At 68.2% G+C, this 25,794-nt stretch carries 22 protein-coding genes and 1 tRNA gene; 6 read left to right on the top strand and 17 right to left on the bottom strand.

The window, feature by feature from the left end:
- Position 1: 1 nt before the first annotated feature.
- The 11 genes from ACFQ7C_RS01970 to ACFQ7C_RS02020 form a co-directional block, all read right to left on the bottom strand.
- Positions 2-1,462 (bottom strand): nucleoside hydrolase-like domain-containing protein, encoded by a 1,461-nt coding sequence (locus ACFQ7C_RS01970; RefSeq protein ID WP_378897202.1) that lies wholly within the window; start codon positions 1,460-1,462, stop codon positions 2-4.
- Positions 1,459-2,616 (bottom strand): serine hydrolase domain-containing protein, encoded by a 1,158-nt coding sequence (locus tag ACFQ7C_RS01975; RefSeq protein ID WP_378897204.1) that lies wholly within the window; start codon positions 2,614-2,616, stop codon positions 1,459-1,461. The genes ACFQ7C_RS01970 and ACFQ7C_RS01975 overlap by 4 nt, the downstream gene beginning before the upstream one ends.
- A complete protein-coding gene (locus ACFQ7C_RS01980; protein ID WP_378897207.1) occupies positions 2,613-3,209 on the bottom strand; it encodes a maleylpyruvate isomerase N-terminal domain-containing protein in 597 nt (198 codons plus the stop codon). The genes ACFQ7C_RS01975 and ACFQ7C_RS01980 overlap by 4 nt, the downstream gene beginning before the upstream one ends.
- A gap of 1 nt (position 3,210) precedes the next feature.
- The gene (locus ACFQ7C_RS01985) at positions 3,211-4,047 is read right to left on the bottom strand and encodes a fumarylacetoacetate hydrolase family protein (protein ID WP_378897210.1); all 837 of its coding nucleotides are present in this window, start codon (positions 4,045-4,047) and stop codon (positions 3,211-3,213) included.
- Positions 4,047-5,129 (bottom strand): cupin domain-containing protein, encoded by a 1,083-nt coding sequence (locus ACFQ7C_RS01990; RefSeq protein ID WP_378897213.1) that lies wholly within the window; start codon positions 5,127-5,129, stop codon positions 4,047-4,049. The genes ACFQ7C_RS01985 and ACFQ7C_RS01990 overlap by 1 nt, the downstream gene beginning before the upstream one ends.
- 11 nt (positions 5,130-5,140) lie before the next feature.
- Complete coding sequence (locus ACFQ7C_RS01995; protein WP_378897216.1) at positions 5,141-7,003, bottom strand: glycoside hydrolase family 3 protein; 1,863 nt, start codon at positions 7,001-7,003, stop codon at positions 5,141-5,143.
- Between the two features lie 65 nt (positions 7,004-7,068).
- Positions 7,069-7,686, bottom strand: a complete 618-nt coding sequence (locus tag ACFQ7C_RS02000; protein WP_378897218.1) for a TetR/AcrR family transcriptional regulator — start codon at positions 7,684-7,686, stop codon at positions 7,069-7,071.
- Positions 7,687-7,690: 4 nt separating this feature from the next.
- The gene (locus tag ACFQ7C_RS02005) at positions 7,691-8,524 is read right to left on the bottom strand and encodes an ATP-binding cassette domain-containing protein (protein ID WP_378897220.1); all 834 of its coding nucleotides are present in this window, start codon (positions 8,522-8,524) and stop codon (positions 7,691-7,693) included.
- Positions 8,521-10,371: a dipeptide/oligopeptide/nickel ABC transporter permease/ATP-binding protein gene (locus tag ACFQ7C_RS02010; RefSeq protein ID WP_378897223.1), complete on the bottom strand. Its 1,851-nt coding sequence runs from the start codon at positions 10,369-10,371 to the stop codon at positions 8,521-8,523. Before ACFQ7C_RS02010 ends, ACFQ7C_RS02005 begins: the two co-directional genes overlap by 4 nt.
- Positions 10,368-11,309 carry an ABC transporter permease gene (locus ACFQ7C_RS02015; protein ID WP_378897225.1) on the bottom strand — a complete coding sequence of 314 codons (942 nt, stop codon included), beginning with the start codon at positions 11,307-11,309 and terminating at the stop codon, positions 10,368-10,370. Before ACFQ7C_RS02015 ends, ACFQ7C_RS02010 begins: the two co-directional genes overlap by 4 nt.
- A 57-nt stretch (positions 11,310-11,366) precedes the next feature.
- Positions 11,367-12,917 carry an ABC transporter substrate-binding protein gene (locus ACFQ7C_RS02020; protein WP_378897226.1) on the bottom strand — a complete coding sequence of 517 codons (1,551 nt, stop codon included), beginning with the start codon at positions 12,915-12,917 and terminating at the stop codon, positions 11,367-11,369.
- Positions 12,918-13,266: 349 nt separating this feature from the next.
- Between ACFQ7C_RS02020 and ACFQ7C_RS02025 the strand changes: the two genes are divergently transcribed.
- The 3 genes from ACFQ7C_RS02025 (at position 13,267) to ACFQ7C_RS02035 (ending at position 16,686) form a co-directional block, all read left to right on the top strand.
- Positions 13,267-15,114 carry an alpha/beta hydrolase family esterase gene (locus tag ACFQ7C_RS02025; RefSeq protein WP_378897229.1) on the top strand — a complete coding sequence of 616 codons (1,848 nt, stop codon included), beginning with the start codon at positions 13,267-13,269 and terminating at the stop codon, positions 15,112-15,114.
- 140 nt (positions 15,115-15,254) lie between these two features.
- Positions 15,255-16,145 carry an SMP-30/gluconolactonase/LRE family protein gene (locus ACFQ7C_RS02030; RefSeq protein WP_378897231.1) on the top strand — a complete coding sequence of 297 codons (891 nt, stop codon included), beginning with the start codon at positions 15,255-15,257 and terminating at the stop codon, positions 16,143-16,145.
- A gap of 163 nt (positions 16,146-16,308) precedes the next feature.
- Positions 16,309-16,686 carry a MarR family winged helix-turn-helix transcriptional regulator gene (locus ACFQ7C_RS02035; RefSeq protein WP_378897234.1) on the top strand — a complete coding sequence of 126 codons (378 nt, stop codon included), beginning with the start codon at positions 16,309-16,311 and terminating at the stop codon, positions 16,684-16,686.
- A 579-nt stretch (positions 16,687-17,265) separates the two neighbouring features.
- Here the strand turns inward: ACFQ7C_RS02035 and ACFQ7C_RS02040 are convergent.
- Positions 17,266-17,356, bottom strand: a tRNA-Ser gene (locus ACFQ7C_RS02040).
- A gap of 174 nt (positions 17,357-17,530) precedes the next feature.
- Between ACFQ7C_RS02040 and ACFQ7C_RS02045 the strand changes: the two genes are divergently transcribed.
- From ACFQ7C_RS02045 to radA, 3 genes are all read left to right on the top strand, one after another.
- Positions 17,531-18,904 carry an MFS transporter gene (locus ACFQ7C_RS02045; protein WP_378897395.1) on the top strand — a complete coding sequence of 458 codons (1,374 nt, stop codon included), beginning with the start codon at positions 17,531-17,533 and terminating at the stop codon, positions 18,902-18,904.
- 52 nt (positions 18,905-18,956) lie between these two features.
- Entirely contained in the window at positions 18,957-19,910 is a 954-nt protein-coding gene (locus ACFQ7C_RS02050; protein ID WP_378897236.1) for an L-lactate dehydrogenase, read from the top strand.
- A gap of 129 nt (positions 19,911-20,039) precedes the next feature.
- On the top strand, positions 20,040-21,410 hold the full coding sequence (gene radA, locus ACFQ7C_RS02055) for a DNA repair protein RadA (RefSeq protein WP_378897239.1): 1,371 nt from the start codon (positions 20,040-20,042) through the stop codon (positions 21,408-21,410).
- A gap of 186 nt (positions 21,411-21,596) precedes the next feature.
- Here the strand turns inward: radA and ACFQ7C_RS02060 are convergent, their stop codons facing one another.
- From ACFQ7C_RS02060 to ACFQ7C_RS02080, 5 genes are all read right to left on the bottom strand, one after another.
- Positions 21,597-22,004: a dehydrogenase gene (locus ACFQ7C_RS02060; RefSeq protein WP_378897242.1), complete on the bottom strand. Its 408-nt coding sequence runs from the start codon at positions 22,002-22,004 to the stop codon at positions 21,597-21,599.
- A 141-nt stretch (positions 22,005-22,145) separates the two neighbouring features.
- On the bottom strand, positions 22,146-22,862 hold the full coding sequence (locus ACFQ7C_RS02065) for a FadR/GntR family transcriptional regulator (RefSeq protein WP_378897245.1): 717 nt from the start codon (positions 22,860-22,862) through the stop codon (positions 22,146-22,148).
- Between the two features lie 9 nt (positions 22,863-22,871).
- The gene (locus ACFQ7C_RS02070; RefSeq protein WP_378897247.1) at positions 22,872-23,651 is read right to left on the bottom strand and encodes a 3-oxoacyl-ACP reductase; all 780 of its coding nucleotides are present in this window, start codon (positions 23,649-23,651) and stop codon (positions 22,872-22,874) included.
- Between the two features lie 43 nt (positions 23,652-23,694).
- Positions 23,695-25,068, bottom strand: a complete 1,374-nt coding sequence (locus ACFQ7C_RS02075) for an aldehyde dehydrogenase family protein (protein WP_378897250.1) — start codon at positions 25,066-25,068, stop codon at positions 23,695-23,697.
- Positions 25,065-25,790, bottom strand: coding sequence for a gamma-glutamyl-gamma-aminobutyrate hydrolase family protein (locus tag ACFQ7C_RS02080; protein ID WP_378897253.1), 726 nt, complete (start codon positions 25,788-25,790; stop codon positions 25,065-25,067). Before ACFQ7C_RS02080 ends, ACFQ7C_RS02075 begins: the two co-directional genes overlap by 4 nt.
- Positions 25,791-25,794: the final 4 nt, after the last annotated feature.

Raw genomic sequence — 25,794 nt, forward strand, 5'->3', positions numbered from 1 at the left:
CTCAGTTCGGGTCTGTGACGGTGATGATGACGCGCTGGTACGCGACCAGCGGGAAGCGCGCGTCGTCGCGGGCTTCGACGACGATGTGGATGGTGTCTCCCGGCTGGGCCTCGAGGGGAACGACGACCGCGGTCGAGTCGCCGTCGACGTCGAGGGCCGCGGCCGCAATGGTTCCGGCTTCGCGATACTCCCACCATCGAAGCTCCACCTTGTCGCCGTCGGGATCGGTGGCGTCGGCGTGGAGCACGAGCCGCTCGCCGGCAGCCGCCGACAGGGTCACCCCTTCGACGATCCGCAGGATCGGGTGATGGTTCGCCCCTCCCCATTCAGGATGCACGGTCCACTGGAGGCGTGCCGCGAAGTCGGCTTGGGCATCGGCGAACCATCGGGTGACGGATCCTTCGCCTCGAGAACCCGCCACATCGTCGTCGACATCGCGCACTCTCCACGAGGCGCCGTCGTCGGCGAGAACTGCACGGCCGCCCCAGCCGCCGAAGGATGGATGCTCGTGCCCGCGGAGTGCCGGAACCACGAGGTTGAGCGTGTTGGTGGTGTCGCCCTCCGAGATCCACTCGCCGGCCGGGCGCGGGTCCATCCACACGTTGTACCCGAGTGAGACGAGCTGCTCGCGCGTCATCCCGCTGAGATGGAAGAAGTCGGTGGTGTCTCCCGGCACCATCTGCCTGCCGTCGCCCCACACGCGGTACAGCGCGCCGAGAGCCCCCGTTTCGAGGACGTTGCGAGCGATCCAGTCGGCACTCAGGAGGTGCGCGTCGATGTCGCGGACAACCCGTCTGGCACCGTACCCCCAGGCGAACGATGCCACGTCGGTCACGCGGATGTCGGGCCACCTCATGCGGATGTAGTCGTCGTAGGTTGCGTCCTGTGACGCGAACTTGGTGACGATCGCCTTCTCCGACACTCGTCGGTGGATCTCGTCCCACGACGGACCGGAGGCGAAGCACTCCTCGATCGACATGAGGGCGCGTGCGAGCGTGCTCGGTCCCGCCCACAGCTGGATGTGAAGCGGGTCGTCACGCTCGTCGAGTAGGGTCTCTGCGATCAGATTGGAGCCGGGCGTTTCGGCCGACGCGTCGCCCTCGAACTCGACATTCCCTTCGCGAACCAGCTCCCGAAGCGCTGTCGGTTTCGGGTAACGCGGGTCGTGGACGACGAGGTTGCGGTAGTCGACGGCGTATGCGTCGATGACATCGTCGATGAAGCGCTCGCCCTCGACCCAGCGCCACGATGTCTGCGGAGTGCTGTACTCGCGATCCGGCAGGAAGAAGGTCGTTCCGCGGCCATCCCCGCGCCAGTGGTATCTGCTGCTGGCGTACACAAGTCCTGCGATCTCGATCTCGTTGCTGTAGAGCAGCAGGCGGATCATCGAGTTGAGGTCGTCGAGCTCGGGGTCGGCGGTGACGATGGTCCGAGGTCGCGGGGTCGGGGCGTCGGCCGTCATGCCCGGCTCAGCTCGATCCGCTGGACGAGCGCGGCGACCGCGAGAGCGCGCGCGTCCGCTCCACCGGGCGGTGGGGTGCGGCGCACGGTGTAGCCGAGACTGATCCCGGTGGCCGGATCATGGAATCCCAGTGCTCCACCGGCACCGTCGTGACCGAACGCGCGGAATCCTCCGAACGCCAGGTTGGGCGTGGGCTTTTGGAACACGATCCCGTACGACCGGCCGATGCCGATCACCTGATCGATGCCGACGACCTGGGTCTGCGCCATCCGGGCGATGGTCTGGGGGCTGACAAACGGCTCGCCGGTGACGCCGGCGACCGCCTCGGCGAACAGCCCTGCGATACCCAGGGCGGAGACGGTGGCATACACGGCCGGTGCGCCCACCGACCTCTGCCACTTCAGATGCGCGGCCTGCTCGTCCGGCGGGCGCGGGATGGTCACGTTGGCGAAGACCGCGCGACCGATCTGTCCAGGCGTGCGAGAGAAGGGGATCGGCTCGGCTGCGCCGGCCTGCGGAAGCACAGGCTGCAGCTCGACGACCCTGCTCTCGAGCTCCGGGCCGATCCCGAGGTAGAAGTCGAGCGATCGAGGGGCGCGGATCTCAGCGTCGAAGAACTCCTGGAGGGTGCGCCCCGTGATGCGTCGCACGAGCTCGGAGGCCAAGACCCCAATGGTGACGCCGTGATATCCGAACGCCGCTCCGGGACGCCACCAGGGCAACTGATCGACCAACCGCGCCGCGCCCACGGCCGCCACGGCGACTTCCTCATCCGACAGCGTCGGGATCGCCTCGGGCAGCCCCACCTGGTGTGAGAGCAGCTCACTGACCCGCACGTCCTGCTTGCCGTGCGAGCCGAACTCTGGCCAGTAGTCCGCGACCCGCGCATCGAGGTCGAGCAGACCCCGGTCGACCAGGACGGCAATGCTGAAGCCGATGGCGTTCTTCGACACCGAGAAGGGCACCATGAGCGAGTCGGCGGCGATGCCCTCGCCCCCGTGGAGATCGACGACGAGTTCGCCACCTCGGTAGACCGCCAGCTGGAAGGAATATTCGGGGTCTGCGTGGCTCTCACGCTCGAGCAGATCCCGGACGGACTGGTAGCCAGCGGCCACACTTCCGCCGAGTGCAGTCGTGCCTGCGCTGAGGCTCATGGTGTGCTCTCCGTGAATCCATCGGTCAGGTCGGGGCACCACGGGTTCGCGGACGCGCGGCCGTGATCGGTCCCGATGAGTGAGGCGAGCGCCTCGGGCATGTCGGCGGGTGAGGCGCCCGAGTCGAGGTCGATGGCGTGATGCCAGACCTCTCGGGCGCGCATTCGCACCGTGTGGGAGACCGGCACCTGCGTGCCGTCGAGAAGGAGTACCGGCGCGCTCCATCGAGCCGCCGGCAGGTCGCGCCATTCTACGTTCAGGTGCACGGCCGCGTGAGCTGCGAGATTGCGCAGCGCCTCCACGGGAAGAGTCGCTGCGAAGGCGATCTCGTCGTCACGCTGCGCCGGCGAGGCGTACATCGGCAGCTTCTCGCCGGTGCGGGCCGACTCGACGAGTCGGGCGAGGCCTCGGGCGTTCAAGCCGACGTGCGCGATGAGGTGACGCCGGGTCCAGCCCGGGAGCCGCGACGGGGCGTCGATCTCCGCGTCGCGCAGGTCGTTCAGGGCGCGTGCCCAGAACGCCTGGCCCCGGCGAGCCAGGAGCAGCTCCTCGGCCCGTGCCGGGTCTCGGACGTTGTCGGTGCGGGCGGGCATGTCAGTGCGCAGACGTGACGGGGTTCCGCAGCTCGCCGATGCCCTCGACCGCGGTGGCGAGCGTCGCCCCGGGCACGAGATACCTCGCCGGCTTGCGCGCGTGGCCCACCCCACCGGGCGTGCCGGTCGCGATGACGTCACCGGGGTTCAGCGTCACGATGTGGGAAACGTATGAGATGAGCGCTGCCGGAGAGAAGACGAGGTCGTCGGTGGAAGCATCCTGCACGGTCTCGTCGTCCACGACGCAGCGGATGGCCGCACCGAGCTCGAACTCGTCCGGTGTCACGAGCACGGGCCCGAACGGCGACGTGCCCTCGAATGTCTTCCCCTGGAGCCACTGCAAGGTGCGGTACTGGTAGTCGCGCATCGTCACGTCGTTGAGCACCGAGAAGCCTGCGATCGCCTCTTCGGCCGCCTGCTCGTCGACGTTGCGGGCGGTCGACCCGATCACGACGGCCAGCTCGGCCTCCCAATCAACCATGTCAGCCGCATGGGGCGGCAGCACGATCGGGTCGTTGGCGCCGATCAGCGCTTCGGGGTACTTCGCGAACAGGGTCGGATGTTCGGGCAGCTCCCGACCCATCTCGAGGATGTGGGTGCGGTAGTTCAATCCGACGCAGACGATCTTGCTGGGCGAAGGGACGACAGGCGCCCAGTCCGTCGAGTCGGCGGCGGGGGTGTCGAATCGCGCACCATCCGCCGCGGTCGCGAGAGCCGCCCACGACGGGTGACGCAGCAGCTGTCCGACATCGGCGAAACCGGCGATCTCCACCGCCGCGGCGCCGTCGATGCGGACGGCGCGGGTGCCGTCCTGGTGTCGGAGGGTTGCGAGTCTCATCAGCGGTCGTCTCTGCTCGGTACGTAGGTGCGGGTGAAGCCCAGCCGGTCGATGACCGGGCCGTCGTTGAATCGGAAGAGGTCGAACTCGGTCTCGGCGCGCAGCGACCACGACACCCAGCTGGGGACGACGAAGAGATCGCCCTTCTCGAGACGGTGCTCGACGTCGCCGAGCACCACGGAGCCACGGCCTTCGAAGACCTGCCAGACCGACGAGCCCACCTCGTGGCGCGCGGGGGTCTCGGCGCCTGCGCGCAGCCGGTGGAACTCGCACCGGATGGTCGGCATCACATCGCCGCCCGTGGTCGGGTTCGTGTAGCGGATCGCGGCGTGACCCTGCTCAACGGTCGCCGGGTAGCCCTCGTCCTCGAGCGCGAGCTGCTCCGCCACGGCCCGGTCGGTGTACTCCCACCGGTACGCCGACAGCGGCGAGCTCACGCGGTTCTCCAGGGAGGACAGCGGACGCAGCCCCGGATGAGCCCAGAGCCGCTCCGCGCGCGAGAACTCGGGGGAGGCCTCATCCGTCACGCGCTCCGAGCCGAACTCGAAGAACCCGACGTCTGTGTACTGCGAGAACGGGATGTCGAGGCCATCGATCCACGCCATCGGGTTGGGGGTGTCGTTGTGGTGGCCGTGGAAGTTCCATCCCGGTGTAAGGAGCAGGTCACCTCGGCTCATCCGAACGGGGTCGCCATTGACGACCGTCCACACCCCCTCCCCCTCGACGACGAAGCGGAAGGCGTTCTGGCTGTGGCGGTGCTCGGGGGCGGTCTCGTAGCCGCCGAGGTACTGGATGGCGCACCAGAGCGTGGGGGTGGCGTACGCGGTGCCGGGAAGCCCCGGGTTCATGAGACCGATAGCCCGACGCTCTCCGCCGCGACCGACCGGTACGAGTTCGCCCGAGCGCTCCGCGATGTCAAAAAGAGTCTTCCAGCGCCAGACGTGCGGGACGGCGCGAGGCGAAGGCGTCATCGGCATGAGGTCGTCGCGCTGAGTCCACAGCGGAGCCATGCTGTTCGCGTCGAAGTCGCGGTACAGCTGGGCCAGCTCGGGAGTGTCGGCATCCACCGGCATCTGCTCCATCGGGGTTCCTTTCAACGGATCTTCATCGCACGCGCGGGACGTCCCACGCCCGCGTGGAACAGCGGATCGTCGGTGCTGCCTGCCACGTCCGAGCGGCCTGAAATCACCGCATCGGTCGAGCGGGGGATGTCGAAGGGAAGTCGGCCCTGGGCGGCGTCGGTGCGGGTCAGAGCTTCGAGAACAGCAGCGTCCGACGAGCCGTACGCGGCGAGGACGGCATCGGCGGCGTCGACGAGCGGTGCGAGGATCGCGGGCCGCTCGAGGTGGACCACCGCAACCACCGCGGCGTGGGATGCGAGGGCGCGTACGTCATCGATCGTCTCGGGGGCGAACTCGAGCGAACCTGCGTGGAACGCCGACTCGAGCAGGTATCGGTCGCGAGGATCGAACGGCGCGTTGAGCCGCACGACAACCACGTCGGCTTCCTCGGGCCCGGCCACCGGGGCAAGGCCTGCCGCGGCGAGCTGGTCGGCGGAGATCGTCGGGGAGTACACCTTCGCACCATTCGGGATGGGGATGAGCGGAGTGTTGGCGCGGTCGGTGATGGGGGTGATCGAGGCGACCTGTGCGCGGAAGCCGGCGGCGCGGAACTCGCTGTTCCCCACGAGCGCGGCCGCGGCTGCCTCGTCAACGTACGGATTGTCGAAGATGCCGAGTTGGAATTTCACGGTGAGCAGGCGCCGCACCGAGGCGTCGACGAGCTCCTCCGAGATCCGCCCCGCGCGCACCAGGTCGACGATCCAGTCGGGCCGTTCCTCGCCGCCGAGCTGGTCGCAGCCGGCACGCAGCGCTTTCTCGACCCGGCTGAGCTCATCAAGGTGCTCCGCTCCCCACGCGCGCGCTGGGAGCTGCATGTCGCCGATGCGCGACTCGGTGATGAGTCCCCAGTCCGCGCAGATCACTCCGTCGTAGCCGAGCTCTTCGCGCAGCAGCGCGGTGAGCATCTGTCGGTTGAAGCCGAATCCGACCTCCTCGATAGCCTCGCCGTTCCGCTCGAGTCCGATTGGCACGCCGTACGAGGGCATGATCGCCGAGACACCCTTCGCGACCGCGTCGCGGAAAGGCTCGAGGTGGTACTCGAATTGCCCACCCGGATAGACCTGCTCCTTGCCGTACGGGAAGTGCGGGTCTTCGCCGTCCCGCTGCGGGCCGCCACCAGGGAAGTGTTTCCCCATGCATGCGACGCTCGTCGCGCCGACGCCATCGGGCCCCTGGAACCCCTCCACGTACGCGACGCCCAGCCGCGACACTCTCTGCGCACTCTGGCCGAAGGTGCTGTACTGGCGAGGCCAGCGCGGCTCCGTCGCCACGTCGAGGGTCGGGTGCAGCGCCGAACGGATGCCGAGCGCGACATACTCCTGACGGGCGATGTCCGCGAACTCCCGCACGATTTTCTCGTCCGCGAGCGCGCCTAGGCCGATCGGCTCGGGCCACGCCGAGAGGTGCTCCGCGCTGAACGACGCCCCCCAATTCTCGTGAAAGGAGTGGCGGGGGTCGGTCGAGATCGTGACCGGGATGCCGTGGGGAGTGCTCTCGGCAACCGCTTGCACGTTGTTCGACCACCGCGCCATCGCGCGCGGGTCGGGGATGCGGTGGACGTTCAGGTGGGTGATGTGTCGCTCGGTCACGTACTCCTGCGGGGTCCCAGGGCGGCCGGGCATCATCGGCTCGCCATCGAGATCTCCATCGACGGTGACGCTCACGATGCTGTGCACCATGAGTCCGGCCTTCTCCTCGAGCGAGAGTCGAGCGATCAGGTCGGCGACACGCGCGGCCACGGGAAGGCGAGGGTCTTCGTATGGGTCGAGCCGCCCGTTGCCGTTGAGATCGCGGTACTGCGTGCCGTCGGTGTGTGTGGAGTAGGTGGGCTTCATGCGTGGGGCTTTCTGATGATCAGCACGCAGTGAGATCGTGCTACCGGGGTGCGTGGATTCGTTGCTCAGGCGGGGTACGAGTCGGGATCGGGACTCGACTCGATGAGTGAGATAAGCATGCGGAACGTGCGGCGCATGTCGATCGTCGGGTCGTAAAGCCACTGCAGCTGGAGACCGTCCATCGCGGCGAGCAGAAGTGTGGCGATGTCGCGCCTGTCGAGGTGCGAAGGCAGATCGAACTCGTCGCCCACGTGGGAGTCGATTCGGGTCACGATGCGCTCGCGCACTGCCTGATATCGATTGCGGATGAGGTCGAACGCCGGGTTCTCATCGGTCAGCCCCTCGGCCTGGATGACCATCAGGAACTGCATCCACACCTGGTGGTCGATGTTCCTGTGGATCAGGGAGTCGTAGCCCGCCAGTGGCGAGGCCGTTCCCAGCCCGAGTCGGTCGACGAGTTCGGAATCCTCGGCGAACCGCTTCTGCACGACCGCATCGAGGAGGATCTCCTTCGAGGCGAAGTGGTGAAGCAGCCCTGACTGAGAGATGCCCACGCGATCGGCGACCGCGGCGAGCGACATCCCGTGGTAACCGTGCGCAGCGATCTCTTCCATCGCGGCGTCGATGATCTCGGCCCGCCGCGTCTCTCCGCGGGGACTCCTTCTGGTTGTGCGTGCAGTCACGGGCTCACTTTGCCGCATGCTCGGTGACCTTCATCTGCTCCAGCACGGCACGCCGTTCACGCTGAGCCGACGGATCGGGGATCGGGGCGGACATCATGAGCCGGCGGGTGTAGGCGTCGTCCGGATCGCTCGTGACCTTCTCGACATCACCCGACTCGACGATGCTTCCCTTGTTGAGGACGATCACGCGGTGACTGATGTGGCGTATGACGGACAGGTCATGCGATACGAACAGGTAGGCGCATCCGGTCTCTCGCTGGATTTCGATGAACAGGTCGAGGACGCGCTGCTGCGTCGACAGGTCGAGCGCCGACACCGGCTCGTCGCACACGATGAGACTCGGACGAAGAGCCAGCGCCCGCGCGATGGCGACGCGCTGACGCTGACCGCCGGAGAACTCCCGCGGAAGGCGATTGGCGGCGTCGGAAGGAAGCTGGACGCGATCGAGGAGTTCTCTGACCCGTCGCGATGCCTCCTTCCGGTCCACTCCTTGCGCCCGCAGCGGCTCGGCGAGGATCGCCTCGATCGTCAGCGACGGGTTGAGCGAGGTGTAGGGGTCCTGGAAGACGACCTGGATGTCGCGACTCAGCGCCCGACGCTCCGATCGTCCGGCGTGGGTGATGTCCGCACCCTTGAAGGTGATCTTGCCGTCAGACGGCTTGACGAGACCGAGGATCGTGCGTCCGATCGTCGTCTTTCCTGAGCCCGACTCGCCGACCAGCCCAACGGTCTCCCCCGGCGCGACGTCGAACGTCACATCGTGGAGCGCCCGGAACTTCGAGCGACCGTGGCCGAACTCGACACCCAGGTCGGCGACATCCAGAATCTGACCACTCATCGCACGAGTCCTTCCTGCGCGTCGAGCTCGATGCGCGACGGGCCACCCTCGAGGGTCGATCCGAGCAGCATCTGCGTGTAGGGATGCTGCGGGCTCGCGAACAGCGGCTCGATCCGGTTGGTCTCCACGATGTTGCCGTTACTCATGACGGCCACGCGGTCGCAGATGTCGGCGACGACGCCGAAGTTGTGCGTGACCATGATCAGCGCCATGTTCGACTCTGACTGCAGCTCGCGCAGCAGGCGCAGCACTTCGGCTTGCACCGTGACGTCGAGAGCCGTCGTGGGCTCGTCGGCGATCAGCAGGCGCGGGTTGCACGAGACCGCCCCGGCGATGAGCACGCGCTGAGCCATGCCGCCCGAGATCTCGTGCGGGTACGAACCCATCGTTCGCTTGGGATCGCGGATGCCGACCCGGTCGAGCAGCTCGATAGCCCGCGTGTGGGCTCTCTTACGGTCGATGCCGAGATTGCGCACCATCGGCCCGATCAGCTGCGTGCCGATCCTGAACGAGGGATCGAGATTGCTCATCGGCTCCTGCGGGATGTAGGCCATCCCGGTTCCGCGTAGCGACCGGATCGCACTCGGCTTCTTCGACGTGAGCTCCTCGCCGTCGAAGAGGATGCTGCCTTTGGTGACGTGCCCGCCGGTCGGCAGCAGCCCGAGCAGGGCGAACGCCGTCTGGCTCTTTCCTGACCCGGACTCGCCGACCAGCCCCAGCACCTCGCCGGCGCGAACCTCAAGGGTGACGCCGTGGACGACCTCGATCGCACCCGGGCCGTGCCCATAGCCAACATGGATGTCTCGCACCTGAAGGAGCGCGTCAGAGGCAGGTGCCGTCTCGATATCGGGCGCCTCAGGCGTCTCGGCCTCATCGCTCGCAAGGACGACCAGCCGCTCACCCGCATCGGGGGCTGTGTCGATCACCGGCTCTGCTTCGGCGATGGCACGTAGGCGGCGGCGCTTGGAAGCGCTCCGGATTTCGCGTTCCTCGAGGGCGTCTCGCAGGCCGTTGCCGACGATGACCAGGGTCGCGCAGGTCAGGCCGATGGCGAGCGCGGGCCACAGAATCGTGATCGGAGCGCGATAGATGTTGCGGAAGCCCTCGTTGAGCATGTTGCCCCACGACGGGATCGTGTTGTCTCCGACGCCGAGGAACTCGAGACCGGACTGGATGGCGAGGGCGATACCCAGCAGCAGAGAAACCTGCAGGATGATCGGAGCTCGCACGACCGTGAGCACGTGGCGTCCGATGATCGACGTATCCCGCAGGCCGGCCACGCGTGCGGCATCCACGTAGAGTTCGTTGCGCACGTTGATGACCGCCGTGCGCACGACTCGGAAGAACCCGGGCGCGAGGATGACGCCGAAGATCAGCATCGCGATCCAGATCGACGGTCCGAGGACGGCGCGCGCCGCGAGCAGGACGACGATGCCCGGCATGGACTGGACGAGGTTCGTCGTCCACACGGCCGTCGAGTCGAACCAGCCGCCGTAGTATCCGGCGAGAAGTCCGGACGCGATGCCGATCAACGCGGCGACGACGACGGCCAGCAGCGCACCGAGGAGGCTGACCCGGCCGCCGTAGAGGAGCCGCGCCCAGATGTCGCGCCCGGCGGCGTCGGTGCCGAGCGGGTGACCGGGCGTACCCGGGGGAAGCATCGCGTCGCGGAGGGCGGCCTGGTTCGGGCCGGCTGCGGTGAGCAGCGGAGCGAGCAGTACCGCCAGGACGATCAGAAGCAGGACGATCGCGGCCCCGAGAGCGAGGGGGTTCGAAACGAATCGCGTGAGCGCTGAGCTCTTCGTGCGACGACGCTCCATCGCGATGGTCACGGTGTCGGCGTTCATGCGACTCGCGCCTTCGGGTTGAGGACGCCCACGACGAGGTCGACCAGCAGGTTGGCGACGGCGACGATGAGCGAGGTGACAAGGAGCAGACCCATGACGACAGGAATGTCGCCGCGAGTCGTGTACTGGATGGCGACCGTGCCGAGGCCGGGGAGCGCGAAGATCTGCTCCACGATGATGGCGCCGCCGAGGAGGCCGACGAACTGCAGGCCGAGCACGGTGAGACCGGTTCCCGATGCGTTGCGGAGCGCGTGCTTGAGCACGATCTCGCTCTCGCTCGTGCCGCGGCTGCGGAGAGTGCGGATGTAGTCCTGACGGAGCACGTCGATCATCGCACCGCGCACTTGCTGGGCAGTCGCAGCGATCATGCTGATCGAGAGGGCGATGATCGGCATGATCATCGTCCTCAGCCACCCCAATGGATCCTCGGAGATCGGGACGTAGCCGGTTGCGGGAAGCCAGCCCAGCGTGATCGAGAACAGCAGGACCAGGAAGAGTGCCACGAGGAATCCGGGGATCGCGTAGCCGACGACCGAGAGGACCTGGACGAAGCGGTCGAGCCACCCGCGATAGACAGCGGCGGCGACACCGAGGCCGAAAGCGAGGACGCCGGCGACGATCGTCGTCGCGATAAGCAGCGAGAGCGTGACGGGCAGGCGGCTCAGCAGCGCATCTGAGACGGACTGCGGCGTGAACCAGGACGAGCCCAGGTCGCCCTGAAGGGTGCTGCCAAGCCATTCGAAGTATCGGACGAGCAAGGGTCGGTCGAGGCCGAGTTCGGCGGACTTCGCTGCGACAGCCTCTTCGGTGGCCTGGTCGCCGAGGATCGAGCGGGCGATGCCGTCGGAGGAGAGGTAGAGGAGCGCGAATGCGATCGCCGTGATGGCGAACATTTGCGAGATGGCGAAGAGTGTTCGCTTGGTGATGAAGAGAAGCACGGAGGTACCCCCTGGGAGGTCCCCCGCTCGCGCTGCGAGCGGGGAACCTGCCTCATATCAGTTGGCGGGCGAGTAGTTGTAGATCGACGGAACCGCCTGCTGAACCTGCAGCTCCACCTCGACGTCGGCGTCGTTCGCGTACGTCGCGAACGCCCTGGAGAAGACGCCGTACCAGTTGCTGTCGACGAGCCACTGGTTGATCTCCTGACCGGCGGCCGTGCGGTCTTCGTCGCTGGCGGCGTTCTGGAACTCCTCGATGAGAGCGGTCAGCTCGGGGTCCTCGGTGTGCAGCGGGTTCCAGGGGGCATCTGCTGCCACGTACTGTCGGATCGTGGTCCAGTCATTGAACATCGCGAGGGTCATGTACATGATCGCGTGCTTTCCGCTGAACACTGCGGGGAGCGTCTGACCGGGTCCGTACTCGACGCGTTCCATCGTGATGCCCACGTCGGAGAGGTTCTGCTCGATCGCGGTGTAGATCGCCGGGTCGAAGACGGGGCTGATCGGCATGTCGATGGTGAGCCCATCCTCATAACCGGCCTCGGCGAGCAGCTCCTTCGCCTTCTCGGGGTCGTACGCGAAGTTCGCGTCGTCGTCGAAGGCCTCGTTGTACGAGAGCGATGAAGTCGGGAAGATCTGGCTGGTGAGCTCGCCGCGACCCAGCGCGACCTGCTCGACCAGCGCCTCCTTGTCGATCGACAGCGTGATCGCCTCGCGGACGCGCTCGTCCTCGAAGGCCGGGTTCAGTGCCCCAGTGCGGTCGAAGTAGACGAAGCCAGACCAGTCGACCGTCTGCGACTGAACGGTGAGGCCGGCAGCTTCGAGCTCCTGGAACGTGGCGGGCGCGGTGAACACGCCCGCGTCGATCTGACCCGAGCGCAGCGCGTTGACACGCGCGGTCTCGTCTGTCAGGACCATGAACTTGATCTCGTCGAAGGGCAGTGCCTCGCCCCAGTAGTCCTCGTTGCGCACGTAGGTGTACTCGGAGCCGACCAGGGTCTCTGCGGTGTCGAGAGTGTAGGGCCCGGAACCGACCGGCTCTGCGGCGATCGTGTCGGTGCCCAGCGCATCGGGGCTTCCCATCAGGCCGAGCGCGTTCGCCAGCGAGAACTCGAGTGCCGGGTCGGGCGCGTCGAGGCTGATCTCGAGCGTTGTGGCGTCGACCGCCTCGACCGACGCGATGCTCGAGGCCTGGTTGGCCGAGGGGCCAGGGGTCGCGATGAAGTGCTCGATGTTGGCTTTCGCCGCTTCGGCATCGAAGACGGCACCGTCGGAGAAGGTGACGTCGTCTCGGAGCGTCAGCGTCAGGATCGTCAGATCCTCGTTCCAGCTCCACTCGGTGGCGAGCATGGGTGCGAGTGAGCCATCGGCCTCACGAAGGATGAGCGTGTCGTACACCGCTTGGTAGTACGGGAGGTAATTGCCCTCCTGTGCAGCGGCAGGGTCGAACGAGGTGGGCTCGACGAACTGTCCGAGCGTGAGAAGGGGCGCAGTCGCCGACCCCTCATCGCTGGGCTCCGCGGCGGACCCTCCTGCGCTGCACGCAGCGAGGGTGATCGCCATGGTCCCGGCCGCGGCTACCAGAGCCAGCCTGGAGAACTTGTTCAAGGTTCCGTCCTTACGTCGTTGTGGGCGGGCGCGTGCGCTGCGGTGTGCACGCATCCATGTGGGTTGCTTCGCCGGCCTTAAACCGAGCGTGTGGTCAGCCTAACGCCTTAACCCGAGCACGCACACGGTTTATCGGATTGTTATCAACCGGTTGTCCAATCGGCCGGCAGTCGCTACCGTTCGTTGGGGTACCCACAATTGGGACTGACCACTCGAAGATGAGGAGCACCATCAAATGAGAACTCGCCGCAAGACGATAGGTGCCCTGTGCGCCGCATCGCTCCTGCTTGGGCTCGGCCCGGCAGTATCCGCTCACGCAGCAGAGGCCCCGACCGGCTCAGTGGACTCCGTGACCTTGCCTTCTGGCGCCGACGCGTACGTCTATGTGCCGGACGACATCGAGCTCGTCTCCTGGACTGCGCCAGTCGTTCTCGTGCTCGCGGACGAGCCGTTCACGGCCGAAAGCGCCAAGGAGATGGCCGAGGACAGCGGCCTCGCCGCCGAGGCGCGGGCCGACAATGCGGTCGTCACGTTCGTCAACCCGATCGGCGAGGATTGGGCGGCCGCAGACCTCGCTTCCTACGATCAGATTGTCAACCGGCTCTACATCGAACGCCCGACTCCTTCGACGTGGTCGAACGGACGAGCGAACGGCGCTGCGAACGGTCGGGATGCCGCCTACCCGGTGGTCTATCAGGGGTATGCCCGCCGCACGCACGTGATCGCCACGGGCGACGGAGCCGACTTCGTGAGCACGCACCTCACCAACGACGGGCTCAGGACGCCCCTCGGCTTCCCGTTCACGAACGGACCGGCCAGCGTGATGCTGTTCAACACCACGGCAGTGCCCGCGGGGCAGTACTACGAGTACCCCGCGATCGTGATCAACGGCTCGCATGATGTGAATGCGAAGTACACGTCGCTGACGCAGAGCCACCGGGCTTTCATTGGCTCAAGCGTGACGACCGAAGGCTTCGACCTCTCGGTGATCGGCGAGCAGTACGGCCAGCTCACGAGCGTCATGAGGGCTCAGATGATGCGGGACAACCCCGCGTTGCCCCCGCAGGAGAATCCCAGCAACCGCTTCGTCGTCGACATCAGCGACTTCGACGCTCTCGGGGTCGCACCCGAGCAGGTCGATATCACGCTCTCGCAGAACCGCCCCGCGATGTACCTCTCGTACGTTCCGGAGGAGGTGAAGCAGACCGCGGACGGGACCGTCCCGCTCGTCATGATCTTCCACGGCTCTGGTGAACGCTCGGAGTGGTTCGCCATGCACACCGACTGGCCCGCGCTCGCTGCGAAGGAGGGGTTCATCGTGGTCGCGCTGGACGATCACATCGGTCAGCGCACCCCGGGCAACCTCTCGACCGCGCAGGTCGTCGAGGTCATGGACGATGTTTTCGCGCGGTACCCGCAGATCGATCAGTCCCGTGTGTACGCCACCGGGTTCTCGGCGGGTTCATTCCGCACGAACACCCTCGGCACGCAGCGTCCCGATCTGTTCGCCGCCATCGCGCCGCTCAACGGCGCCACCAACCCCACCGGGGCGAACGACGACCTGATGATGCCCGTCATGGTGTTCGGCGGCGAGGCCGACACGCTGACGACCAACTTCCCGAGGCACGCAGGTCCCACCTACAACGGAGCGCTCAATAGCGCGGACAGGATCATCGACCAGTACTTCCGAATGAACGAGGTGCGCGGCGGCAGCTACGCGTACGACACGAACGGGAGCAGCGCGCGATGGGGTCTCACCCCCGATGCTGTCGAGACGGTAGACGCCGAGAACGGGGACGCGATCTTCACCGTGAACTCGGTCGAGAGCGCGGATGGCGTCGTCTACACGAAGCTGGTCAACGTCAGCAAGACGGGCCACTTCGTCTGGAAGGATGAAGCCCCGCTGGCCTGGGAGTTCTTCAAGCAGTTCAGTCGGAACGAAGATGGGTCGATCTCCATCGAGCCGAGCTTCGAGCTCGTGCGTGCCTACCTGGATCAGGCGGAGCGCGATGGCGTGCTCACAGGCAACGCCCTGAGCGCTGTGGTCAAGCACATCGATCAGGCTGAGAAGCTCGCCTCGGGGTCGGCCGCGAGCAACGCGGTCATCGCTCAGCTCGACAATGCTGCGCGCAAGTCGGGCCTGTCCGCGGACTCGAATGTCGTGAAGGCGATCTCGGCGCTCGCGGAGGCAAGCTAGCGCTAGGAGCGGGCGGTCCGGTCAGACGACCGGCCCGCCCGTTTCGCGTCGAATGGCGCGGCCTACCGTTTGGGCGACCGCTCCTCGCGCCGGCGCTAGCCTTCCCGGACTCGCACCCTGATTCATTGGAGCTCGATCTCATGCCTCGACTCGACGCGCCCTTCGCACGCCTGGCCGCGCACCGCGGAATCCTGCCCGAAGGACTCGTGTGGGACTCGCAACGCGGCAGGCTGTCATGGGTCGACATCGAACTCGGCACGCTCCACGTCGCCGACGTGACCGATGATCATGTGCGTCCACTCACCGTGCTCGATCTCGGTGACCAACTCGGGTGCGCGTTGCCCTCGGAAGACGGCGGCTGGATCTGCGGGCTCGGCCGCTCACTCGCACGAGTGTCGCCGATGGGCGTCATCGAGCGAAGCGCTCCGATCCTTCGTGACGGCGAGCGGTTTAACGACGGACACATCGATCCCAAGGGGCGACTGGTCATCGGATCGCTGCGAACCGCCGGTCCGGACGGCCGTCAGGTCATCGTGCGACTCGAATCGGACGGCGCGCTCACGCTCCTCGACGATGCCCTCGGCATCTCAAACGGCATCGGCTGGTCGCCCGATGGCGCTGTGATGTACAACGCGGACACGGCCGCGCGTACGATCACCACGCGATGTTACGGCGATCGGGTGGGACGTCCGACGACGCTGATCGAGGTCGGGGGAATGCCAGATGGAATCGCGGTCGACTCGTCCGGGCGCATCTGGGTCACGGTGTTCGATCAGGGTCGCGTGGATTGCTATAGCCCGGACGGCGGATTGCTCCCCGCCGAGTCGATCGTGGTCCCGGATGCCCACGTGGCGAGCGTCGCGTTCGGCGGCGGGCTCATGTTCATCGCGACGGGCATGCCGATCATGGCGAATTGGCTACGGTTGCGTCGCCCCGGCGACGGCTTCATCCTCTACCAGCCGACCGGAGTCAGCCAAGCGACCCTCCGCGCGTGGACTCCCACCCCGCTCCCGTCCCACCTGGAGCGTTGACACTCAGAAGGCCGCCTCCTGAGGCGCGATCCCGGCATCCGGGCCCCACAATGGTGCAATGGCCAGCGCTACCACCCGCCGTTCAGAAGGCCCCGTGCCCGCCCACATAGGCTTGCTCGTTCGGCTTGCGCATCAAGCGCATGCGGCAGTATGGGAGCGTCTCGTGTCGAGCAGCACGACGACAGTTCAGTTCGGCGCGCTCTCCTTCCTCGCCCGCCATCCCGGTGCGAGCCAGCAAGACCTCAGCGAGGCGATGGACCTCGACCGTTCGACTGTCGCGGACATCGTCGTGCGCCTCGAGCGTCAGCGTCACATCCAGCGAGAGCGGGACCCGCACGATCGTCGACGCAATCGGCTGATGCTGACCGATCTTGGTCAGGAAGTGCTCACTCAGCTCACGCCGCTGGTGATCGCGGAGGAGAACGCGTTGGCGGGGGGACTCACCGAGGCTGAGCGGGACCAACTTCGCACTCTGCTGAAGAAGCTGCTGACCCACTCCTGGGCGATCAGGGAGATGACGCACGCCGACTGCGAAGCATGACGGTCTATGCGCTGCGAGCATCTCCACGTTGATGACGATCTGCGACCGCGAAGACATGCACCACCGCCCACGAGCCAGCCGCACGGTCGGAGAGATTCGGCTTCTGCCGCCTCATGTCGAGAAAGACCGGATGCGGGAACGCCGTGAATACGCCGGGGCACGCCTTCGGCCGTGACCCTCTTCCGACGACCGCCTAGATGTGGGCGGCGACGATGCGTCGCTCGGCCGACAACGCTGGCCCCGTTCGGGCTCGTTCAAGATCGTGATGAGGGCGACCGTTCACCTGCAGACCGAAGGGTCGTGTGCTCGGTCGTGAGCCCGGTTAGGACCCGGCAAAGCTCCATCTGCGGTTGGGCGGAATTCCCACCGCAGGGAGGATCGCCGACGTGGAGGTGGGCATCCTCGACACCGACAGTTCCGCCGAGTACCGCGGAATCCCGCGAGTTCTGCAGGCAATTCGCTCGGCCACTTCCCGCCACATGTGCGTCTCAGTTGGACGTGAACCGCTCATCGGAGTGGACCGATGTGGGCAAACCGTGGTCAGAAAAAAAGAAAACCCCTGCTGAACAGGGGTTTTCATGGCGGTGACGGTGGGATTTGAACCCACGGTAGGGGGTTACCCTACACAACTTTTCGAGAGTTGCACCTTCGGCCGCTCGGACACGTCACCGCCGACAAGCTTACGACACGAAAACGGATGCCGCGAATCGGCGCGTCACGCCCCGGCCCCGGCGCGTGAGCCCCCGAGTTCGCCGCCCCGGCCCCGGTGTCGCCGGGCGGGGCTAGCGTGGGGAGCGTGACCGACGAGCACCCGGCCGAAGCCCCGGCATACGTCGCGGGGCGCATGGGCTCGACGCAGCGGTACGTGCTGTGGATCGCGGTGCTCGCCTCGTTCGTGGCTTTCCTCGACGGCACAATCGTCAACGTCGCCCTGCCGGCGATCAGCGACGAGCTCGGCGGCGGCATCACCACCCAGCAGTGGGTGGTCGACGCCTACCTCATCACGCTCGGCGCGCTCATCCTCGTCGCCGGATCCGTGAGCGATGCCTACGGGCGGGTGCTGGTGCTGCGTATCGGGCTCATCGGCTTCGGCATCGCGTCGATCGCCATCGCGGCCGCGCCGACGGCGGAGTTCCTCATCGTCGCGCGCGGGGTGCAGGGCGCGGCGGGCGCGTTCCTCGTCCCCAGCTCGCTGGCTCTCATCACGTCGAACTTCAGCGGCGCGGCGCAGAGCCGCGCCATCGGCATCTGGACGGCGATGACCACGTCCGCCATGATCGTCGGCCCGCTCATCGGCGGCGTGCTCGTCGACTTCGCGTCATGGCGGTGGGCGTTCCTCATCAACGTCGTGCCGATCGGCGTCACGCTCGCCATGCTCGCGCGAGGTGGCTTCCACGACGCCCGGCGCCCCGACGCCTCGATTGACTGGCTCGGCGCGGCCCTCTGCACCCTCGGTCTCGGCGGCATGGTCTACGCCCTCATCGAGCAGCCGAACCAGGGGTGGACGTCACCCTCGATCTGGCTGCCGCTCGTCGTGGGCGCCGCCCTCTTCGTCGCCTTCGTGCTGCGTCAGCGCACGGTGCGGCACCCGATCCTGCCGCTCGACCTCTTCCGGGTGCGCAACTTCTGGACCGGCAACGTCGCGACCACGTTCGTCTACGGTGCGCTGGCCCTCAACGGACTCGTCGTGGTCGTCTATCTGCAAGAGGGCGCGGGCCTGCCCGCCGCCCTCGCCGGGCTCGCCAGCCTGCCCATGACGATCCTCATGATCCTCTTCAGCTCCCGCGTCGGGGCGCTGAGCGGTCGATGGGGCCCGCGCTTCTTCATGACGGTCGGCCCGATCACCATGGGTATCGGCGCGCTCCTCCTGCTGACGGTCGGCACCGATTTCTCGTACTGGTGGCAGGTGTTCCCCAGCATGGTCGTGATGGGCGCCGGCCTCGCACTCACCGTCGCGCCGCTCACCTCGGCGATCCTCGGCGCGATCGGTCCCGAACGCTCGGGCATCGCATCGGCGGTGAACAACGCGGTCGCACGCGTGGCCGGACTCGTCGCGATCGCCCTCCTCGCCACGATCGTCGGCGGCGCTCTCGATCTCGACGGCTTCCATCGCGCGGCCATCGTCACGGCCGCGCTCATGATCGCGGGCGGCATCACCTCGGTCCTCGGCATCCGCAATCCGGACCCCGCCCGCGACCCGAGCCCCGACGCGGCATAGACCCGGCGATCCACGCTGGCTTGCAGCATCCGTGCACTGCAAGACTGGCGGCATGGCCGTCATCGAGAATTCGAAAGTCACCATCGTCGGAGCCGGCAGCGTCGGCTCGAGCGCCGCGTACGCCGCGCTCATCCGCGGCTCCGCCCGCCACGTCGCGCTGTACGACATCGCCACGCAGAAGGTCGAGGCGGAGGTGCTCGACCTCGCGCACGGCACGCAGTTCACCGGCACGAGCGACATCATCGGCGGCAGCGACCTGTCGGTGGTCGAGGGCTCGCACGTCGTCGTGATCACAGCGGGTGCGAAGCAGAACCCGGGGCAGACCCGCATCGAACTCGCCGGCGTGAACGCCGGGATCATGAAGAAGATGATGCCGCAGCTGCTGAGCGTCGCCCCCGACGCCGTCTACGTCATCGTCACGAACCCCTGCGACGTGCTCACGGTGCTCGCGCAGGAGGAGACCGGCCTGCCGTCCGAGCGCATCTTCGCGTCGGGGACCGTGCTCGACACGTCGCGCCTGCGCTGGAAGCTCGCCGAGCGCGCCGGCGTCTCGACGTCCAGCGTGCACGCGTACATCGTCGGCGAGCACGGCGACACCGAGTTCCCGCTGTGGTCGAAGGCGACCATCGGCACCGTCCCGATCCTGGAGTGGGTGACACCGCGCGGAGACCGCATGAGCGTCGACGAGCTCGACCAGATCGCCATCGACGTGCGCGACGCCGCCTACAAGGTGATCCAGGGCAAGGGTGCGACCAACTACGCGATCGGCCTGTCGAGCGCCCGCATCATCGAGGCGATCCTGAACGACGAGCGCGCGGTCATGCCCGTCTCGCCCGTGCTGCGCGACTTCCACGGCGTGGACGGCGTGGCGCTCTCGGTGCCGTCGGTCGTGAGCGCGGCCGGCGCCGTGCCGATCCGCGAGACGCAGTTCGACGACAAGGAGCTCGAGCTGTTCCACGCCTCCGCCGACGCGCTGAAGCAGGTGGCCGAATCCCTGCGCGCCTGACCGGCCGGGGGTGCGCGGCCGCGCTCCGCTGACGCCGACGGAACACGGATGCTGCGGCCGCAGCATCCGTCCCCCACGTGCTCAGCGGGGCTCGCGGGCGATGTCGCGGGCCGGACATAGGCTCATCGCATGCCCGCTGCCCGACGCCCGACGCAGACCGCCCCGTACCGGTGCACCGAGTGCGGCTGGACCACGCTCAAGTGGGTCGGGCGCTGCGGCGAGTGCCAGCAGTGGGGCACGGTGGTCGAGGCGGCCGAGCAGACCGGCATCCTCCGGTCGATCACGGCCGTCGCCCCCGGCGCGGGTCGCGCGGCTCAGCCGATCACGCGCATCGACACGTCCGACGCCCCTCGGCGCACCACGGGCGTCGGCGAGTTCGACCGCGTCCTCGGCGGCGGGCTCGTCCCCGGCGCCGCGATCCTGCTGTCCGGCGAGCCCGGCGTCGGCAAGTCCACCCTGCTGCTCGAGGTCGCCGCGCAATCCGCCCACGCCGGGCGACGCGTGCTGTACGCGAGCGCCGAGGAGTCGACGGCACAGGTGCGGCTGCGCGCCGAGCGCACCGGCGCCCTCCACGACGAGCTCTACCTCGCGAGCGAGACCGACCTGGCGACGATCCTGGGGCACGTCGACGACGTGAAACCCGACCTGCTCATCGTCGACTCCGTGCAGACGGTGTCATCGGCGCTGTCGGAGGGCATGGCGGGGCATCCGTCGCAGGTGCGCGAAGTCGCGGCGACATTGATCCGCGTCGCCAAGGAGCGGGGGCTCCCCACGATCATCGTCGGCCACGTCACGAAGGACGGGTCGATCGCCGGGCCCCGCATCCTCGAGCACCTCGTCGACGTGGTGTGCCAGTTCGAGGGCGACCGGCAGACGTCACTCCGGTTCGTGCGCGCGCTCAAGAACCGCTTCGGCCCGACGGACGAGGTCGGATGCTTCGACATGACCGGCGCCGGCATCGCCGAGGTGCCCGATCCCAGCGCGCTGTTCCTCGGTCACGGCAGCACCGAGCCCGGCACGTGCGTGTCCATCGCGCTCGAGGGGCGCCGTGCACTGCCGGTGGAGGTGCAGGCCCTCACGATCGAGAGCAAGTCGGGCAACCCGCGGCGCATCGTGAACGGCGTCGACGCCGCGCGGGTCGCGACGGTGCTGGCGGTGCTCGAGAAGCGGATGAGGATCAAGACCTCCGATCAGGACGTCTACGTCTCGACCGTCGGCGGCGTGCGGTACGCCGAGCCGGCGGCCGACCTCGCCATCGCGCTCGCCGTCGCCAGCGCGGTCGAAGGCTGGACCATTCCCCGGCACATCGCCGTGGTCGGCGAGCTGAGCCTCGCCGGTGAGGTCCGGCCCGTCACCCAGGCGACGCAGCGACGCAGCGAAGGAGCGCGCCTCGGCTATCGCGACGTCATCGACCACCGGTCGGGATCGCTGGGCGGCGCTGTGAGCGACGTGCGAGCGCGGTCCAAGGGCAGACCCGGGGAGGACATCCCCGAGTTCTGAGACTCGACCGGTCCGCTCAGCGCCCGCGAGGCCGCCGGCGACGCCCAGGGTCGACGAATCCGAGCACGATGGGGATCACCAGTCCGGCCGCGCACACGATTCCGACGAGCAGGAATTCCACCCGGCGAGTCTGCCCCGTCGTCCCCGGAGACGCAAACCCTTCCCCCGGAGTGTCGGACTTCGCCGTCAGGCGTCGAGCGCGGCGATGAGGTCGGCGGGCGACGCCTGCAGCGGGTGGGGCCCCGCGATGTCGAAGAAGACGGTGGTGATCTCAGCCTCGTGCGTGCCCAGGAAGGCGCGCAGCCAGCCCGGCGACTGGAGCGCGACGCCCGGCGGCAGCGAGGCGGGCTTGTGCGCGGCGTCGCTGAAGAGCAGCAGCGCGACATCGCCGGAGTTCGGGTCGCGGTAGGTCCACACCTCGCCGACGTCGAGCGGGTTGTCGCGCTGGCCGGGGCGCATGAGCGGTACGACGGTCGGTCCGTGGCGCAGCGCGAAGGCGACCGCCGCCATGTCCTGCGTCTGGAGTGCGTCGCCGAGCTGCGTGTTGCGGAAGTCCGCAGCTCCGGCCTTCTTCACGCGCTTCTTGCCTGCCACCCGTCCAGCGTAATCGCCCGCAGAGCCCCGGCCCTTCCCCGATCCTTTCTGCTCACCTGTCATGATGTGCCGCTCCGTCCGGCATTTCGTGACGGGTGAGCAGGAATGAATCGCCCGCAGAACCCGGGAAGCGGCGCCGCGTCAGGCGAGGAAGCCGCGCAGCAGGGCCTCCGAACCGGCGAGGTGTTCGAGGATCGCGGCTTCCGCGGCATCCGGTCGCCCCGCGAGGATCGCGGTCACGATGCGCTCGTGCTGCACATTGGAGTGCTCGATGTTGCGCGGCAGCAGCGGGAACGTGTCGAGCCATTCGTTGACGCGGGCGCGGTTCTCGGCGGCGAGCGCGACGAGCGACGGGATGCCGGCCAGCTCGGCGATCGTCAGGTGCAACAGGGTGTCGAGGCGGCGATAGTCGGATTCGGATGCCTCGGCCACGACCTCGTACCGCGCCCACAGCTCGTCGCGGGCGGCGGCGTCGAGGGTCCGCCCGGCCGCGGCACGCGCCGCGCCGGCCTCGAGGACGCGGCGCAGGCCCAGGACGTCCTCGAGCTCGGCGGCCGTGACGTCACGGGGATGCGGCGGCTGCGGCAGCGGATCGGCGACGAACGTGCCGCCGTACCGGCCGCGGCGGCGCACGAGGTAGCCGGTGTCGGCGAGCTCGCGGATCGCCTCGCGCACCGTGTCGCGGCTCACCGCGTAGAGCACGGCGAGCTCGCGCTCCGACGGCAGCGACTCCCCCGGCGCGACCACGCCGAGCCGGATGGTCTGCACGAGGCGCGCAACGGTGTCTTCGAGCGCGTTGCCCTCCCGCACCGGCCGGTAGACGGCCTTGCGCACCTCCTGCAGCGGGGCGTCGGTCATGGCGAGACCCTACAGCGGCGTGACGTAGGCGTTCGTGATGCCTCCGTCGACGACGAACGTGCTCGCGGTGATGAACGACGCGTCGTCCGAGGCGAGGAAGGCGACCGCGGCGGCGAGCTCCTCGGGTTCGGCGAAGCGGCCCATCGGCACGTGCACCAGCCGGCGCTGCGCACGCTCGGGGTCCTTGGCGAACAGCTCCTGCAGCAGCGGCGTGTTGACCGGTCCCGGGCACAGCGCGTTCACGCGCACGCCCTGGCGCGCGAACTGCACGCCGAGCTCGCGGGTCATGGCGAGCACGCCGCCCTTCGACGCCGTGTACGAGATCTGCGAGGTCGCCGACCCGAGCAGCGCGACGAACGACGCGGTGTTGATGATCGAGCCCCTGCCCGCCGGCACCATGTGCCGCAGCGCCGCGCGCGAGCACAGGTACACGCTCTTGAGGTTGACGTCCTGCACGCGATCCCACGCCGGCAGCTCGGTCGTCTCGATCGAGTCGTCGTCGGCGGGCGAGATGCCGGCGTTGTTGAACGCGATGTCGAGGCGCCCCAGATCCCCCGCGACCGAGTCGAAGAGCATGTTGACGGATGCCTCGTCCGCGACGTCCACGGGACGGAACAGCCCGTCGACCTCCGCTGCCGCCCGCTCTCCGGCAGCCGGGTCGAGGTCGGCGATCACGACGCGCGCGCCCTCGGCGGCGAACCGCCGTGCGGTCGCGAGGCCGATGCCGGATGCCCCGCCCGTGATGACGGCCACCCGGTCCTTGAGTCGCTGGGTCAGATCGATGACCATGTGTTCTCCGTTCGTCCAGGGTGTTTCGTCTCGCTTCGCTCGCTCAACGACCGGGGGCCGTGTCCGTCGCGAAGAAGACGTTCTTGGTCTCGGTGAAGTGCTCGGCGGCGTCGGGGCCGAGCTCGCGCCCGAGGCCCGAGGCCTTCATTCCGCCGAAGGGTGTCCAGTACCGCACCGAGGAGTGCGAGTTGACCGAGAGGACGCCGCTCTTGACACCGCGAGCGACGCGCACGGCACGGCCGAGGTTCTCGGTCCAGATCGAGCCCGCGAGCCCGTAGATCGTGTCGTTCGCCAGCCGGATCGCGTCGGCCTCGTCGTCGAACGGCAGCACCGCCACGACGGGTCCGAACACCTCTTCCCGCGCGATGCGGTCGGCGCGCTCGGCGAGCACGACGGTCGGCGCGAACCAGAACCCGTCGCCGGACGGCGCCGAGCCCTGGAAGGCGACGTTCGCACCGTCGAGGAAGCCCTCGACGGTGGAGCGATGGGATGCCGAGATCAGGGGTCCCATCTCGGTCTGCTCGTCTGCGGGGTCGCCGACGCGCCATCCCCGCACCGCGGGCTCGAGCAGTTCGAGGAACCGGTCGTACACCGACCGCTCGACCAGGATGCGGCTGCGCGCGCAGCAGTCCTGTCCGGCGTTGTCGAACACGGCACCGGGCGCGGAGGCCGCGGCCTTCTCGAGGTCGGCGTCGGCGAACACGATGTTGGCGCTCTTGCCGCCCAGCTCGAGGGTCACCGGCTTGAGCTCGCGGGCGCAGCCGGCGGCTACCTCCGTGCCCACCGAGGTCGACCCGGTGAACACGACCTTGCGCACGTCGGGGTGCGAGACGAACCGCTGCCCGACCACCGAGCCCGATCCCGTCACGACTTCGAACAGCCCCTCCGGGAGCCCGGCGGCAAGCGCGAGCTCGCCCAGGCGCAGGGCCGTCAGGGGCGTCAGCTCGGCGGGCTTCAGCACGACGGCGTTACCCGCGGCGAGCGCCGGCGCGAAGCCCCACGACGCGATCGTCATCGGGAAGTTCCAGGGCACGATGATCCCCACGACCCCGTACGGCTCGTGGAACGTCACGTCGAGCCCGCCCGCGACCGGGATCTGCTGCCCCGAGAGCCGTTCGGGCGCACCGGCGTAGAAGTTCAGCACCTGCGCGACGTGCGACGCCTCCCATCGGGCGGAGCCGATCGGGTGGCCCGAGTTCCGCACCTCCAGCTGCGCGAGCTCCTCGACGTGCGCCTCGACGACGCGCGCGAACGACCGCAGCGCGTCGGCACGCGCGACCGGCGGCAGCGACGCCCACGAACGCTGCGCCCGCACGGCGCGCGAGATCGCAGCATCCGTCTCTTCCACGCTCGCCCGCGCGATCTCGCGGATCGGCAGCGCGGTCGCCGGGTTGATGACGGTGAACGTTGCGCTCATGCGGAAGCCACTCCTCGCGCTGCATAGACGGATGCCTCGGCCACGAGTCCCGCGAACAGCCGGCGGTCCTCCCGGTTCTCTTCGGGGTGCCACTGCACGCCGAGGACGTATCCCTCACCGTCGGACTCGAACGCCTGCACCAGGCCGTCGTCGGTGCGCGCGGTCGCGACGAGCCCCTCGCCGAGCCGGTCGACGCCCTGGTGGTGGTAGCTGTGCACCTCGAGCTCGCCCGGGCCGACGAGGTCGGCCAGACGCGATCCTTCGTCGACGACGACGTCGTTGGTGGCGAACACGCCCCCGCCGATGCGGAACCGCTCGGTGCCGAGCGTCTCGGGCAGGTGCTGGTGCAGCGTGCCGCCGCGCGCGACGTTCACGAGCTGAAGCCCACGGCAGATCGCGAGCACCGGTATGCGTCGCTCCTCCGCACCGCGGAACAGCGCGAGCTCCCACGCATCGCGATCGGGGCGCGCCTCGTCGGTGAGCGGATGCCGCTCGGCTCCATAGAGCTCGGGCTGCACGTCGAGCCCGCCGGTGAGGATGAGGCCGTCGAGCCCCTCGAGCACGGCATCCGCGGCGACCGCCGGGTCCGGCTGCGGCGGAAGCAGCACGGCGATCCCGCCCGACGCGGTGACCGAGTCGAAGTAGACCTGCGGGAGGAAGGCGGCCCGGACGTCCCACACCCCCTGCTTCGCCTGCTCGAGGTAGGTCGTCAGGCCGATCACCGGC

The organism is Microbacterium sp. NPDC056569, from assembly GCF_042793475.1.
Classification (GTDB): Bacteria; Actinomycetota; Actinomycetes; order Actinomycetales; family Microbacteriaceae; genus Microbacterium.